12 protein-coding genes and 1 tRNA gene are annotated in these 14,961 nt (G+C 43.3%); all 13 read left to right on the top strand.

All coding sequences use genetic code 11. The features are described from left to right. Window positions 1–7 precede the first annotated feature (7 nt). The 13 genes from PHU20_RS17570 to PHU20_RS17510 all read left to right on the top strand — a co-directional run bounded on the left by PHU20_RS17570 (window position 8) and on the right by PHU20_RS17510 (window position 14,706). Window positions 8–328 carry an FtsL-like putative cell division protein gene (locus PHU20_RS17570; RefSeq protein ID WP_274826717.1) on the top strand — a complete coding sequence of 107 codons (321 nt, stop codon included), beginning with the start codon at window positions 8–10 and terminating at the stop codon, window positions 326–328. Next, entirely contained in the window at window positions 328–2,334 is a 2,007-nt protein-coding gene (locus PHU20_RS17565; protein WP_274826716.1) for a penicillin-binding protein, read from the top strand. The genes PHU20_RS17570 and PHU20_RS17565 overlap by 1 nt, the downstream gene beginning before the upstream one ends. Continuing rightward, window positions 2,331–3,794 carry a UDP-N-acetylmuramoyl-L-alanyl-D-glutamate--2,6-diaminopimelate ligase gene (locus PHU20_RS17560; RefSeq protein WP_274826715.1) on the top strand — a complete coding sequence of 488 codons (1,464 nt, stop codon included), beginning with the start codon at window positions 2,331–2,333 and terminating at the stop codon, window positions 3,792–3,794. The genes PHU20_RS17565 and PHU20_RS17560 overlap by 4 nt, the downstream gene beginning before the upstream one ends. Before the next feature lie 21 nt (window positions 3,795–3,815). Then, window positions 3,816–5,036, top strand: coding sequence for a phospho-N-acetylmuramoyl-pentapeptide-transferase (mraY, locus tag PHU20_RS17555; RefSeq protein WP_274826714.1), 1,221 nt, complete (start codon window positions 3,816–3,818; stop codon window positions 5,034–5,036). Further along, window positions 5,037–6,371 (top strand): UDP-N-acetylmuramoyl-L-alanine--D-glutamate ligase, encoded by a 1,335-nt coding sequence (murD, locus tag PHU20_RS17550; protein WP_274826713.1) that lies wholly within the window; start codon window positions 5,037–5,039, stop codon window positions 6,369–6,371. Window positions 6,372–6,373: 2 nt separating this feature from the next. Next, a complete protein-coding gene (locus tag PHU20_RS17545; protein ID WP_274826712.1) occupies window positions 6,374–7,573 on the top strand; it encodes an FtsW/RodA/SpoVE family cell cycle protein in 1,200 nt (399 codons plus the stop codon). An 8-nt stretch (window positions 7,574–7,581) separates the two neighbouring features. Then, window positions 7,582–8,712: an undecaprenyldiphospho-muramoylpentapeptide beta-N-acetylglucosaminyltransferase gene (gene murG / locus PHU20_RS17540; protein WP_274826711.1), complete on the top strand. Its 1,131-nt coding sequence runs from the start codon at window positions 7,582–7,584 to the stop codon at window positions 8,710–8,712. Window positions 8,713–8,718: 6 nt separating this feature from the next. Further along, window positions 8,719–10,071, top strand: a complete 1,353-nt coding sequence (gene murC / locus PHU20_RS17535) for a UDP-N-acetylmuramate--L-alanine ligase (RefSeq protein ID WP_274826710.1) — start codon at window positions 8,719–8,721, stop codon at window positions 10,069–10,071. Continuing rightward, window positions 10,061–10,780, top strand: a complete 720-nt coding sequence (locus PHU20_RS17530) for a cell division protein FtsQ/DivIB (protein ID WP_274826805.1) — start codon at window positions 10,061–10,063, stop codon at window positions 10,778–10,780. Before murC ends, PHU20_RS17530 begins: the two co-directional genes overlap by 11 nt. A gap of 8 nt (window positions 10,781–10,788) precedes the next feature. Continuing rightward, window positions 10,789–12,114: a cell division protein FtsA gene (gene ftsA / locus PHU20_RS17525; RefSeq protein ID WP_274826709.1), complete on the top strand. Its 1,326-nt coding sequence runs from the start codon at window positions 10,789–10,791 to the stop codon at window positions 12,112–12,114. Window positions 12,115–12,162: 48 nt separating this feature from the next. After that, window positions 12,163–14,064 carry a cell division protein FtsZ gene (gene ftsZ / locus PHU20_RS17520; protein WP_274826708.1) on the top strand — a complete coding sequence of 634 codons (1,902 nt, stop codon included), beginning with the start codon at window positions 12,163–12,165 and terminating at the stop codon, window positions 14,062–14,064. A gap of 89 nt (window positions 14,065–14,153) precedes the next feature. Then, window positions 14,154–14,603: a GatB/YqeY domain-containing protein gene (locus PHU20_RS17515; RefSeq protein WP_274826707.1), complete on the top strand. Its 450-nt coding sequence runs from the start codon at window positions 14,154–14,156 to the stop codon at window positions 14,601–14,603. 29 nt (window positions 14,604–14,632) lie between these two features. Further along, window positions 14,633–14,706, top strand: a tRNA-Arg gene (locus tag PHU20_RS17510). Window positions 14,707–14,961 lie beyond the last annotated feature (255 nt).

Genomic DNA, 14,961 nt, shown 5'->3' with positions numbered 1-14,961 from the left:
CAACACGATGAAAAAAGGAATATTGGACGTCTTGAAAGGTAAGTTTTTGGTGAGCGGAGACGCCCCGAAACACTGGTTGTTTATTATTTTCGTCTCCTTTTTGGCAACGGTGATGATCGGTAGTTCACACAGTGCCGATAGGAAAGTGCATCAGATTGCCGCCCTGAACGAAGAGGTGAAGGAACTGCGTAGCGAATTTGTTGAACTACGTTCCGATGTACAGCGTTTAAAGTTGGAATCCACAATTACGAAGATTGTGGAAAGTAAGGGATTGTATCCCTCTGAAACACCCCCAAAGAAAATAAAGGTTAAATCATTTAAGGAATAATGGCAGTTTCCGAAAAGAGAATATTAAATAGGTTATACGTTGTGGCGGTATTTCTATTCCTGTTCGCTTGTGCCGTGCTTTTCAAGATGGTGTCCATCCAATTGGTGGATGGGGATAAATACAGGGATCTGGCCTATAAGCGAACAGAGAAGATGTTTACCATTGCGCCAAATCGGGGTAACCTGTATTCCGATGATGGTAGCTTGTTGGCAACCTCGGTGTCGAAATATACGATTCGCTTTGATGCCGTTACCGTAAGTGATGCCGATTTCAAAGAGAATGTAAAGCCGCTTTCCGATGCGTTGTCCAAGTTGACCGGAAAGACGTCTTCCCATTACCAACAGATCTTACGTAAGGCGAAGGCCAATAAAAATCGGTACACACTTTTGGTGCGCAATCTGGATTATTCCGATTATATGGCTGTTAAGGGCTTTCCTTTGTTGAATAAAGGACCGTATAAGGGCGGATTGATCGTTGAGCAGAAAACGGTTCGGGAACACCCTTTGGGGAAAATCGCGGAACGCAGTGTGGGGTATGAACGAAGGGATGAAAACGGCTACTATACCCGGGTTGGATTGGAAGGTGCTTTCGGTCAGTATTTGCGCGGTGTTGAGGGTAAGCGTTTAAAACAAAAAATAGCGAAGGGCCAATGGAAGCCCATCGGTATGGATAATATCGTTGAGCCAAAAGATGGGTACGACGTGATATCGACCATAGATATCAATATTCAGGATATCGCCCATCATGCCTTGTTAAGGCAATTGGAACATTATAAGGCCGAACATGGGACGGTGATCGTTATGGAGACCCAAACGGGGGAAGTTAAGGCCATTTCCAATTTGGGTAGAACCCAAGAAGGAAAATACTACGAGCGATTGAACTATGCCATTGGGGAGTCCCATGAACCGGGATCGACCTTTAAATTAATGAATTTGGTTGCCGCTTTGGAGGATAAGGTAATCGATACGAGTTCGGTTGTTGATACGGAAAAAGGATATTGGAAGATCTATAACCATAGGGTAAAGGATTCCAAACACGGGGGATATGGTAAAATTTCAATGGCAAAGGCTTTTGAGGTTTCCTCAAATACGGCTTTTGCAAAAACAATCCACAACGGCTATAAAGAGAAGCCTTCGAAATATGTGAACCGTCTTCTTAGTATGGGGGTCGGTGCGGAATTGGGGCTGCCGATAAAGGGAGAAGGTAAACCCGTATTGCGTTCTCCCGGCGATAAGGGTTGGTCTGGCCTTTCCTTGGCGCAAATGGCTTATGGTTACGAGGTCTCGATGACGCCCCTGCAGGTTCTGACCTTTTATAATGCCATTGCGAACGATGGGGAAATGGTTAAGCCCAGATTGATCAAAGAGGTTAAAGAGTGGAACAGGACCATTGTGAAATTTGATAAGGAAGTGATCAATCCTTCAATATGCTCTAAGGAAACCGTCGAAAAAGTACAGCAGTTACTTAAGGATGTTGTGGAGAAAAAACACGGAACGGGGCATAGGTTGTATTCCCCTAATTTTTCCATGGCGGGTAAAACAGGTACGGCACAAAAGAATTATGTGTCCAAGGATCCCGATAAACTAAGGTATATTTCCACTTTTGCGGGCTATTTTCCTGCCGAAAATCCGAAATATTCCTGTATCGTGGTCATTCATGAGCCCGACAAAAGTGTAGGATATTATGGGGCCGATGTTTCGGGACCTGTTTTTAAATCGGTGGCCCAAAAGGTATACGCCACCAGTCCATTGGTCGATGAAGTTGAAATGATCAAGGAGGAAGATGAGCGATTGGAACAATCGTATCAAAAGTACTATGCCGAAGCCCAAAAGAAATATGAAAAAGTGCCTAACGTAAAGGGAATGTGCGGTATGGATGCCGTAGCCATCCTTGAGAACCTGGGATTGAATGTAGAAGTCAAAGGTAACGGTAAGGTCAAAAAACAATCCATTTCGCAGGGAACGGATATCAATAAAGTTAAAACGATAATATTGGAACTTTCGTGAATCTATTAAAAGACATATTGTTCGGGGTCAGTATCTCCGCGGTGAGTGGTTCTACCACTACCATGGTAAATGCCATAACTTTCGATTCGCGAAAAGTGGGTTTGGATGATGTCTTTGTGGCAATCAAAGGGGTTTTGACAGACGGTCATAAGTATATTGAAAAGGCCATTGATTCGGGTGCGGTCTGCATTGTGTGTGAAACGATGCCCGAGCAATTGATAGACGGTGTGGTCTATGTCGAAGTCGATAATGCGAACAAAGCTTTGGCCATAATGGCTTCCAATTATTACGGGAACCCATCCCGAAATTTAAAATTGATCGGAATCACGGGAACGAATGGTAAGACCACCATAAGTAGTCTATTGTATCAATTGTTCAAAAAGGCCGGTTTTAAGGTGGGGCTGATATCCACTATTAAAATAATGGTCGATGACAAGGAATTCAAAACATTGCATACCACCCCTGATGCTTTGACCATAAATAAGTACTTGGCCCTAATGAACGATGAGGGGGTCGAATTTTGTTTTATGGAGGTGAGTTCCCATGGGATCCATCAAAAACGAACCGAAGGGTTACAGTTCGAAGGGGCGATATTTACGAATCTTACCCATGATCACTTGGATTACCATAAATCGTTCGCGGATTATCGTGATACCAAGAAATCATTGTTCGATAATTTATCGAAAAAAGCATTTGCCCTTACCAACATCGACGATAAGAACGGTTTGGTCATGGTACAGAATACCAAGGCCAGAAAAGTCACTTATGCTTTAAAGACCTATGCCGATTATAGGGCCCAGATTCTTGAGAATCAGTTTGACGGACAATTGTTGCGGATTGATGAGGATCAATTGTGGACGAAACTTATTGGGAGTTTTAATGCCTACAATGTTTTGGCCATTTATGCCACGGCCGATTTGTTGGGGCTAGAAAAATTGGAGACCCTTCGTTTACTCAGTGAATTGGATACTGTGGACGGAAGGTTCCAATATCATATATCAAAAGAAAAAATTACGGCTATAGTGGATTATGCCCATACTCCGGATGCTTTGAAGAATGTACTTGAGACAATCGAAACATTGAGGACAGGAAATGAAAACGTCATCACCGTTGTGGGGTGTGGTGGCGATAGAGACAAGTCTAAGCGTCCGGTAATGGGTAAAATCGCTGCCCAAATGAGTGATAAGGTCATTTTCACCTCCGATAATCCGAGGTCTGAACTTCCAGCGGTCATCATTGAGGAAATGGAAGCCGGGGTAGAACCTCAATATGTCGGTAAAGTATTGTCTATAGAAAATAGAAAACAGGCGATAAAGACGGCCTGTCAATTGGCGATGCCCAAAGATATTATCCTTATCGCAGGTAAAGGACACGAAACCTATCAGGAAACCAATGGGAAGCGGATTGATTTCGACGATTTTAAAATAGTAAGGGAAGTTTTAAGGACATTGGATAAATAAAATACATAACGATCACTAGGAATGCTATATTATCTGTTTGAATATTTGGAAAAGGAATACCAGCTGCCGGGGGCGGGCCTCTTCGGTTTTACCACCTTTCGTGCGGCCATGACCATTCTGTTTTCCTTGATTATTGCTACGGTTTACGGTAAAAAAGTGATTTTGTTTTTGCAACGAAAGCAAATCGGGGAGCAGATCAGGGACCTGGGACTGCAAGGTCAAGAGCAAAAAGCAGGTACGCCTACCATGGGTGGTCTCATAATTATTTTGGCCACATTGATCCCTGTATTGTTGTTTGCCGATATCCTTAATATTTATATCATTCTTTTGATCGTGACAATGCTCTGGATGGGGATTATCGGGTTTGTCGATGATTATATCAAGACCTTTAAAAAGGATAAAGAGGGATTGAAAGGGCGGTTTAAGATCTTGGGTCAAGTGGTTTTAGGGCTCATCGTAGGGGCTACCTTGTATTTTCATCCCGAAGTAACAATGCGTGATCATGACAAAACCATAATAAACGCCGAGTACAAGGTTGAGCAGGTCAAAGGGGCCGATATAAAATCAACCCGTACAACGGTACCCTTCATAAAGAACAATGAATTCGATTATGGTAACCTTATCGCTTGGGCCGGAGAAGGGGCCAAGGATTATGCCTGGTTGATATTCATTCCGATGATCATATTGATCGTTACGGCGGTTTCCAATGGGGCGAACCTAACCGATGGGATAGATGGATTGGCGGCCGGGACGTCGGCGATCATCGTCTTTACCCTGGGGGTTTTTACTTGGGTGTCCGGGAATATTATATTTTCCGACTATTTGGATATTATGTACATCACAGGTGTTGGTGAGCTATTGGTTTTTATTACGGCCTTTGTAGGTGCCTTGGTCGGTTTCTTGTGGTACAATGCGTTTCCCGCTACCGTATTCATGGGGGATACCGGGAGTTTGACCATTGGTGGGGTAATCGCCGTAATAGCCATTATCATACGCAAGGAATTATTGATACCGGTATTGTGCGGGATTTTCTTTGCGGAGTCCATTTCCGTCATGTTGCAGGTTGGATATTTTAAGTATACCAAGAAAACCCTAGGGGAAGGAAAGCGGATATTCCTGATGGCACCGTTGCATCATCACTATCAGAAAAGGGGGTATCATGAGAGCAAGATAGTAACCCGTTTTTGGATTGTGGGTGTCATGTTGGCAATAATAACGGTCATTACCCTTAAAGTCCGATAAATGGAGTGCTTGGTAGTCCTTGGTGGAGGGGAAAGTGGCGTAGGTACTGCCATTTTGGGGTTGAAAAAAGGATATAGGGTCTTTGTTTCCGATAAAGGGGAAATAAAGGAAAAGTATAAAAAAGTTCTTGAACATTATGGGATTGATTGGGAAGAAAAGGCCCATACCAAATCAAGGATATTACATGCGGATGTAGTCATGAAGAGTCCGGGAATACCTGATACGGTTCCTTTGGTCCTTGAGTTGGTCGAGGCGGGCATCCCTGTGATCTCCGAAATAGAATTCGCATCACAATTTACCGATGCGGTAATCATAGGGATTACGGGTAGTAATGGCAAAACCACGACTACGATGCTTACCCACCATATTTTAAAGGGAGGCGGGCAAAGTGTCGGGATGGCAGGAAATATCGGTGACAGTTTCGCCAAGATGGTTGCTGAAAATGAGTATGGGAATTATGTATTGGAAATAAGTAGTTTTCAGTTGGATGGCATTGTAGGGTTTAAGCCCCATGTGGCCATTATCACGAATATTACACCCGATCATTTAGATCGCTATGCTTACAGATTTGAGAATTATATAGCGTCTAAATTCAGGATTGCAATGAACCAGACCGTTGAAGATTACCTTATCTATGATGCAGACGATGAAGTGATTGAAAGTTGGTTGGCCAAGCACCCGGTTAAATCCATGTTAATGCCATTTTCGATTAAAAAGGAAATGGATCAAGGGGCATTTTTAAAAGATGATAAAATAATAATAAAGATTAATAACGAAACATTTGAAATGAAAGAGAATACACTGGCACTGGAAGGAAAACACAATGTAAAGAACACTATGGCGGCATCATTGGCGGCCAAGCTTGTTGGAATCCGAAAGCAGACCATACGCGAGTGTGTAGCCAATTTCCAGGGGGCGGAGCACCGTTTGGAGAAGGTGCTTAAAATTCAGCATGTCCAATATATCAATGACTCGAAAGCGACGAATGTGAATGCGACCTATTATGCGTTGGATAGCATGAGCGCTCCAACGGTCTGGATTGTCGGGGGTGTCGATAAGGGTAATAATTATAAGGAATTGATGCCTTTGGTACGCGAAAAGGTCAAGGCCATTATTTGTTTGGGTACTGATAATTCAAAGATCATTGATGCCTTTGGTAATGTTGTCGATCTTTTGGTTGAAACCTTTGCTATGGATGAGGCCGTGAAAGTAGCCTACAAAATAGCCGAACGTGGCGATACCGTATTGTTGTCACCGGCCTGTGCGAGTTTTGACCTGTTCAAGAACTATGAAGATAGGGGTGATCAATTTAAAGAAGCTGTTAAAAATCTATAGGGGTGTTGAACTTTTTTAAAAATATCGAAGGGGATAAAGCCATTTGGGCCGTAGTTGCACTTTTGGCCTTGTTTTCGTTTTTGCCCGTCTATAGCGCCAGTAGTAATTTAGTCTATGTGGTCGGTAATGGTACCACTGGCGGACATTTGGTGAAACATGCCTTTTTGCTGTTTTTAGGTTTCGGTATTATTTATGGGGTCCATAAAATTCCCGTTCATTTCTTTAAGGGGCTTTCCTTGATTGCAATGCCGATTGTTTTGGTGTTATTGCTGTTTACCCTGGCACAGGGAACCACTATTGATGGGGCCAATGCCAGTCGATGGATCCGTATCCCTTTGGTTGGTTTCACCTTTCAGACCTCCAATCTTGCGGCAGTGGTTTTGATGATTTATGTGGCGCGCTATCTGACCAAGGTCAAGGATGAGGTCATCACCTTTAAAAAAAGCATACTTCCCCTATGGTTACCGGTATTCTTGGTGTTGATATTGATTCTGCCCGCTAACTTTTCCACCGCCGCCATCATGTTTTCCATGGTGTTGTTGTTGTGTTTTTTGGGCGGATATCCCATAAAATATTTGCTGGGTATCGTGGGTACGGGTATTTTGTTCCTAACCCTGTTTGTTTTGACCGCCAAGGTGGCACCGGATATGTTTCCCAATCGGGTGGATACATGGATAAGTAGGATAGAGAATTTCGCAAACCCCGAGGATACCGAGGCCGATTATCAAATCGAAAGGGCGAAAATAGCGATAGCCTCTGGTGGATTGATCGGCAGAGGGGCGGGCAAGAGTGTTCAAAAAAACTTTTTGCCACAAAGTTCTTCGGATTTTATTTATGCCATTATTATTGAGGAGTACGGTTTGTTGGGGGGATTTGTCCTTATGTTTTTCTACCTGCTGCTATTGTTTCGTATCGTAGTGGTGGCCAATGCCAATAAAACGATCTTTGGTAAATTGTTGGTACTGGGAGTGGGATTGCCCATTGTTTTTCAGGCCATGATCAATATGGCGGTAGCCGTAGAGCTATTTCCGGTAACGGGTCAAACCCTACCGTTGATCAGTAGTGGGGGTACGTCTAGCTGGATGACATGTTTGGCTATTGGGATCATATTGAGTGCCAGTAGAAAAAGTGAAGAAGTGGAGGATACACAAATCGGGATGGATGATTCCAATCCGTTGGAGATTTTAAGTGGACAATTATAAATTGAGGTATGGGCTTAAAAGAGCAAAACTTAGCGGATGGTAAGAACCCTGGAAAAGTTCTTAGATTCATACTTTCCGGTGGCGGTACAGGGGGGCATATCTATCCGGCCATCGCCATTGCGAATGAATTGAAAAACAGGCATCCGAATGCCGAGTTTCTCTTTGTAGGGGCCAAGGATAGAATGGAGATGGAAAAAGTACCCCAAGCCGGGTACCGGATCGAAGGATTATGGATAACCGGGTTACAACGCAAACTGACCTTAAAGAATTTGATGTTTCCGATTAAATTGATAAGTAGTTTGTTCAAAGCAGGTAAAATAGTATCCAAATTCAAACCCCATGCCGTAATCGGTACCGGGGGGTTTGCCAGTGGTCCCGTTTTAAGGGTAGCTTCCGGCCGGGGAATACCGTGTGTCTTGCAGGAGCAAAATTCCTATGCGGGCATAACCAATAGATTGTTGAAAGATAAAGTAGCCAAAATTTGTGTGGCCTATGATGGTATGGAGGCTTTTTTTCCGTCGGATAAGATCGTAAAAACCGGTAACCCTGTCCGAGGGGATTTGGTGGCCTTGGGAACGGGTAAAGAGGAAGCGTTGCACTTTTTTGGATTGAATCCCGATCGGCCCGTACTCTTGGTATTGGGTGGAAGTTTGGGGGCAAGAAGGGTCAACCAGCTGATTGCCCAAAAATTGGATTATTTCGAGGATCTGGGAATTCAGGTAATCTGGCAATGTGGTAAGATCTATTTTGAGGAATATAAAAAGTTCAATTCGGAACACGTTAAGGTGCTTGATTTTTTGAATAGGATGGATCTTGCTTATACGGCCGGCGATATGATCATTTCGAGGGCAGGGGCAAGCTCGGTGTCCGAACTTTGTATCGTAGGTAAACCAGTGCTTTTTATCCCTTCGCCTAATGTGGCCGAAGACCACCAAACGAAGAATGCCAGGGCTTTGGTAAACGAAGATGCGGCGGTAATGGTGAAGGAAAAGGATTTGGACGGAAGTTTTGAGCAAGTTTTTTCGGAAGTGTTACACTCAAAGGAAAAACAAGAACAATTGGGAAAAAACATCAAGAAGTTGGCGATGCCATATGCGACCGCTTCGATTGTTGATGAAATTGAAAAATTGATAGGGTAAGGATAAATGGATCTTAAAGAAATACATAACGTATATTTTATAGGCATAGGGGGCATAGGTATGTCCGCCTTAGCGCGTTATTTTAAGTTCCTTAAAAAGAATGTTGCAGGTTACGATAAAACCAAGACCCCGTTAACGGAAGAACTTTCCGAATTGGGTATCGCGATCCATTACCATGATGATGTCAAGGCCATTGATGATCGCTTTTTGGATGCCCGTAATACCTTGGTGGTTTATACGCCTGCCGTACCCGGGAACCATTCGGAGTACCGGTATTTTCTAGGCCATGGTTTTGGGGTATTAAAGCGATCCGAGGTTTTGGGTCTCATTACCAAGGATACGTTTTGTCTTGCAGTTGCGGGTACCCATGGCAAAACGACCACTTCGAGTATTTTGGCACACTTGCTGAATGAGACGGGTACTCCGTTTACGGCCTTTTTAGGAGGGATTTCGGAAGATTTCAACAGTAATTTTTTGTACAAGGGGTCGAAATATTCCGTTGTGGAGGCCGATGAGTTCGACCGTTCGTTCTTGAGATTACATCCCGATGTGGCCTGTATTACCTCTATGGATGCCGACCATTTGGATATTTATGGTACCAAGGATGAACTGATAAAGTCTTTCGGGGAATTCGCGGATAAGGTAGCCCCTGAAGGTAAATTATTCGTTCGCAAGGGTTTGCCGATAAAGGGCATAACCTATGGTATTGAAGATGATTCGGATTTTTGTATCCAAAATTTAAGGATCCAAAAAGGGACTTATGTGTTTGATTTGGTAACGCCGGGGAGGACCATGGCCAAAGTCAGGTTCAACAAACCGGGAAAGCACAATCTGCTTAATGGACTTGTGGCCTTTGCAATGGCACTGGAAGTCGGTGCTTCACCTGATCTTTTGGTCAAGGCTTTGGAGACCTTTAAAGGGGTGCAGCGTAGATTTTCATATAAGATCAAGGGGGAAGATTTTGTTTTCATCGATGACTATGCACATCACCCGACGGAAATAAATGCGGTATATCAGGCAATTACCGAAATGCATCCGAATAAGGGGGTATTGGCGGTTTTTCAGCCCCATCTATTTTCCAGGACCAGGGATTTTGCCGATGCCTTTGCGGAAAGTTTGTCGAAATTCCAGAGTGTTCTTTTGTTGGATATCTATCCCGCAAGGGAGGAGCCCATACCGGGGATTACCGCGTCATGGTTGCTGGATAAGATAGCGGGCCCGAAGAAAAAACTGGTAAGTAAAGACGATCTCTTGGAAGAGATAAAGTCGCAGAGTCCTGATATACTGGTGACTATGGGTGCTGGGGATATTGGATTGGAAGTGTCAAAAATACAAAATGGATATGAACATGCGCATTGATTGGAACTACATAAAACTGGGGGTTCTACTGTTCGTCATAACAGGACTATACGCATTTTCGAACCATAGGAGTAGTCGGAAAAACGTAAAGGAAGTGCATATAGAATTCATAGGGGATAACAATTTGTACATCACCGAAGGCATGGTTAATAAATTGTTAATACAAAAATTTGGACCCCTTGTAAATGTGCCTAAAGAAAAATTAGTTTTGAATACTATAGAGAAGGTCATTGAGACCAATGAAATGGTGAAAAGTGCCCAAGTGTATCTTGCTGTAAATGGGGAGCTTACGTCGAAAATCACACAACGTAAGCCAATCGGAAGAATAGAGGGGGATTTGAAGTGTTATTTGGATGATCAAGGGAAACGTATGCCGTTATCCGTCAGTCATTCCGCAAGAGTCCCATTGATCACGGGAAAGGTGACAGGTAAAAGTATCGAGGATGTTTATAAAACTTTACAATATATAAACAAAGACGATTTTTTGCGAAAGAACGTAATTGGTATCCATATCGTTGATGTGGGGCATTATCAATTAAGGTTTCGGATGGAACAGTTTGTAGTAAACTTGGGGGACATAGTGAATTTGGATGTGAAATTCAACAACTTCAAGGCATTTTACTCAAAAGCGGACAAGGATGGTACCTTGGGAGAATACAATGTTGTAAGTCTAGAGTTTAACAATCAAGTAGTGTGCACCAAAATATAAGTAAGGAAATGGAACAGGGGAAATATTCAGTTGGGTTAGATATTGGAACTACCAAAATAGTGGCCATAATCGGTAAGGAAAACGAATATGGCAAAATTGAGATATTGGGTATCGGTAGGTCTAAAAGTCTGGGTGTACACCGAGGTGTAGTCAATAATATAACCCAAACCATAAAATCGATCCAACAGGCGGTCGAGCAAGCAGAGGTCAATTCAGGATTGAAAATAGGGTCCGTGGTCGTAGGTATCGCCGGCCAACATATCCGTAGTCTACAGCATAGTGATTACATCACGAGGGCAGATTCTGAAGAAGTGATCAATGAGGATGATCTGGATAGACTGTGCAATCAGGTGTATAAGCTGGTTATGCTTCCCGGAGAGGAGATCATACACGTATTGCCCCAGGAATATAAGGTAGACGGGCAAGCAGAGATCAAAGAGCCCATGGGAATGTACGGAGGAAGGCTCGAGGCCAATTTTCATGTGGTCGTAGGTCAGGTGTCGTCCATAAAGAATGTAGGTAGGTGTATTAAAAGTGCCGGATTGGATTTGGGGAAAATCACCTTGGAACCATTGGCTTCCTCAGACGCCGTTTTGAGTCAGGAGGAAAAAGAAGCCGGCGTTGCATTGATCGATATAGGAGGCGGTACTACCGATTTGGCCATTTTCAAGGATGGAATTATCCGTCATACCGCGGTCATCCCTTTTGGAGGGGGGGTTATTACCGAAGACATAAAAGAAGGTTGTTCGATCATTGAAAAGCAAGCCGAGCTTTTGAAGATCAAATTCGGATCGGCATGGCCAGGTGAAAATAAAGATAACGAAATAGTCTCCATACCCGGATTACGGGGTCGTGAGCCTAAGGAAATCACCCTTAAGAACCTATCGAAGATAATCCATGCCAGGGTTGTTGAGATCATCGAGCAGGTTTATGTTGAAATAAAGAACTATGGGCACGACGAGCAAAAGAAAAAATTGATTGCGGGCATTGTGTTGACAGGTGGCGGTAGTCAGTTAAAACATCTTAAGCAATTGGTTGAATATATCACCGGAATGGATACCCGGATCGGGTACCCCAATGAGCATTTGGCAGGGGATTCCGATGAGGAGGTCGCAAGTCCTTTATATGCTACCGCGGTTGGATTGCTAATGAACGCCGTTAAGAACGATAGAAAGGTTAAAATTCCCCAAAGAGATCAACAAGAAGAGAAGGAAATGGTCTTTGCCAATGAAGATGAAGTAAACGCGAATGGAACGCCCCAGAAACGGGAACGAAAATCAGTATTTGATAAATGGTCCGAAAAATTGAAGGATTTCTTGGACAACGCGGAATAATCGGCGTGTATAAAAAGAACACTTATAAAAACCAGTAATATAAACAGTATGAGCAAGAACACTGAAATAGATAGTATCTCCTTTGATTTACCAAAGAACCAAAGCAATGTCATAAAGGTCATTGGTGTAGGTGGGGGTGGTAGCAATGCCATAAACCACATGTTCCAAGCCGGAATAAACGGTGTTGATTTCGTTATCTGCAATACCGATTCACAGGCTTTGAACAATAGTCCGGTCCCAAACAAAATCCAACTTGGTGTCTCTTTGACCGAAGGGTTGGGTGCCGGGGCAAATCCCGAGGTCGGGGAACAAGCTGCCATAGAGAGTATGGAAGACATAAAGGCCATGTTGGACACTACCACAAAGATGATATTCATAACTGCCGGTATGGGTGGGGGAACAGGTACTGGTGCTGCCCCTGTCATTGCCAAGCAGGCCAAGGAAATGGATGTTCTTACCGTTGGTATCGTAACCATGCCTTTTCAATTTGAAGGTAAAATGCGATGTGAACAAGCCCAACAGGGTATCGAGAAACTTCGCGCTAATGTTGACTCGCTCATAGTCATCAATAACAACAAGTTAAGGGAGGTGTACGGTAATCTTGGATTTAAGGCTGGTTTTTCCAAGGCAGATGAAGTGTTGGCAACCGCTGCCCGCGGTATCGCAGAAGTTATTACCCATCATTACACACAGAATATAGATTTACGCGACGCTAAGACCGTTCTTTCCAATAGTGGAACCGCTATCATGGGTTCTGCGATGGCGTCCGGTTCTTCAAGGGCCAATGAGGCCATAATGAAGGCGTTGGATTCACCCTTGTTGAACGATAATAAGATTTCGGGGGCCAAGAACGTATTGCTGTTGATCGTTTCAGGCTCACAGGAAATCACTATTGATGAAATCGGTGAAATAAACGACCATATACAAACGGAAGCCGGGTTTGGCGCCAATATCATAATGGGTGTCGGTGAGGACGAATCTTTAGGCGAGGCCATAGCAGTAACCGTTATTGCTACGGGTTTTAATGTAGATCAACAAGATGATATCGTAAATACGGAATCAAAAAAAATAATCCATACCCTTGAAGATGAGCAAAAAGCTGTCCAGAATCTAACACCCCAAAACGTGGTGCACCAATTGGTGGAAGATGAAGAGGAAATCGCTTCATTGTTCGTTAAATCGAAAAAGGAACAAAATGATGGTTTGGATTTGATCCCGACCACGAATTATATCAGGAACTTCAATGTTTTTTACGACGAGGTCATTGCGGAAAATGTTTCTGAAGATGATTTTGTGATTTTTGAAACCAAGGATAAGGTCAGGGACATTGAAGTGATCGATCAGGAAGAAGTTCCATCAACGAAGGTCGATGAAGATCAATTTACCTTCAGTTTTGATATGCCATTGAATGATGCGAAGGAAGAAAAGGAAAATGTCGTAACCTTTAATCTTAACGATGAGGTTAAGGACATGGACGTGAATGAGCATGTGGAAGTCATTCCGGTTTTGGAATATAACAAGGAAGGTGAGACCCGATATAGTTTGGATGATTATATGGAGTTGGAGAACAAGCTTACGGGGGCCAAATCAAAGGCCGAGGAGTTTGAGCCGAAAATCATGGAAGAGGAACTGGTTTTTGAAAGGAAAACCATAAAAAAAGCTCCGCAGCCAATTGAAGAAGTAGACCCTATGGATAGCCCCATAGAGGAACTATTGAAACAACGTGCCGATGAACGAAGAAGGAAACTGAAGGATTTCAATTATAAATTCCAGAATAACCTGAGTAATATCGATGAAATTGAAAAGGAACCGGCATATAAGCGACATGGTGTCAACTTAAACGAAAATCCGATTCAAAAGAAAGTTTCCAGGACTACATTGAGTGAGGATAGTAATGATGAGATCCAATTGCGTTCCAACAACTCATTTTTACATGACAATGTGGATTAACCACTGGTGAACAACCTACTTTAAACCCGAAAATAAGCGCTATTTTCGGGTTTATTTTTTATCTTCGTAGTCTTAAAAAATTTTGGGTTATGAGTTTGCAAACACAGGTAATGGAAAAAATGAAGGCAGCGATGAAAGCTAAGGATACCGTAGCGTTGGAATCGTTGCGGGCCATTAAATCCGCCTTGCTTTTAGAACAGACCAGCAGTGGGGCAGGGGGCGAATTATCCGAAGTTGAAGAAACCAAGTTGGTTCAAAAATTGGTTAAACAAAGAAAAGATAGTGCAGCGATCTTCAAAGAGCAGGGGCGTGAGGATCTGGCTGAACCAGAACTTGCACAAGCTGCCATAATAGAACAATTTTTACCTGAGCAATTGACCGAAGAGGAAATAGAGAAAGTGGTGGTACAGACCATTGATTCCATTGGTGCGGAAGGTATGAAGGATATGGGGAAGGTTATGGGCATAGTGTCCAAGGAACTCGCCGGACAAGCAGATGGAAAAACCATTTCCTCCATTGTAAAAAATAAACTATATTAGCGCGCTCTTAACCGAGTGTTATATTATCTGGCTCCGTGGCGCAACTGAATAGCGCATCAGATTTCGGCTCTGAGGGTTGGGGGTTTGAATCCCTCCGGGGTCACGAATAAGTCAAAAAGCAAGCTAAATCATAAAGCTTGCTTTTTTGATTTTGTGGCTTTTTGACTTTCAAGGCGGAGCCTTGTAGGGAAAGGCGTTAGCCAATCCCTGTATGGTTTCGTGGCTTTTTGACTTTCAAGGTGGAGCCTTGTAGGGAAAGGCGCTAGCCAATCCCAGTATGGTTTTGTGGCTTTTTGACTTTCAAGGCGGAGCCTTGTAGGGAAAGGCGTTAGCCAATCCCTGTATGGTTTCGTGGCTT

The sequence above is a fragment of the Maribacter polysaccharolyticus genome (genome assembly GCF_028882255.1).
GTDB lineage: Bacteria > Bacteroidota > Bacteroidia > Flavobacteriales > Flavobacteriaceae > Maribacter_A > Maribacter_A polysaccharolyticus.
This window is presented reverse-complemented; position numbering and strand designations above follow the sequence as displayed.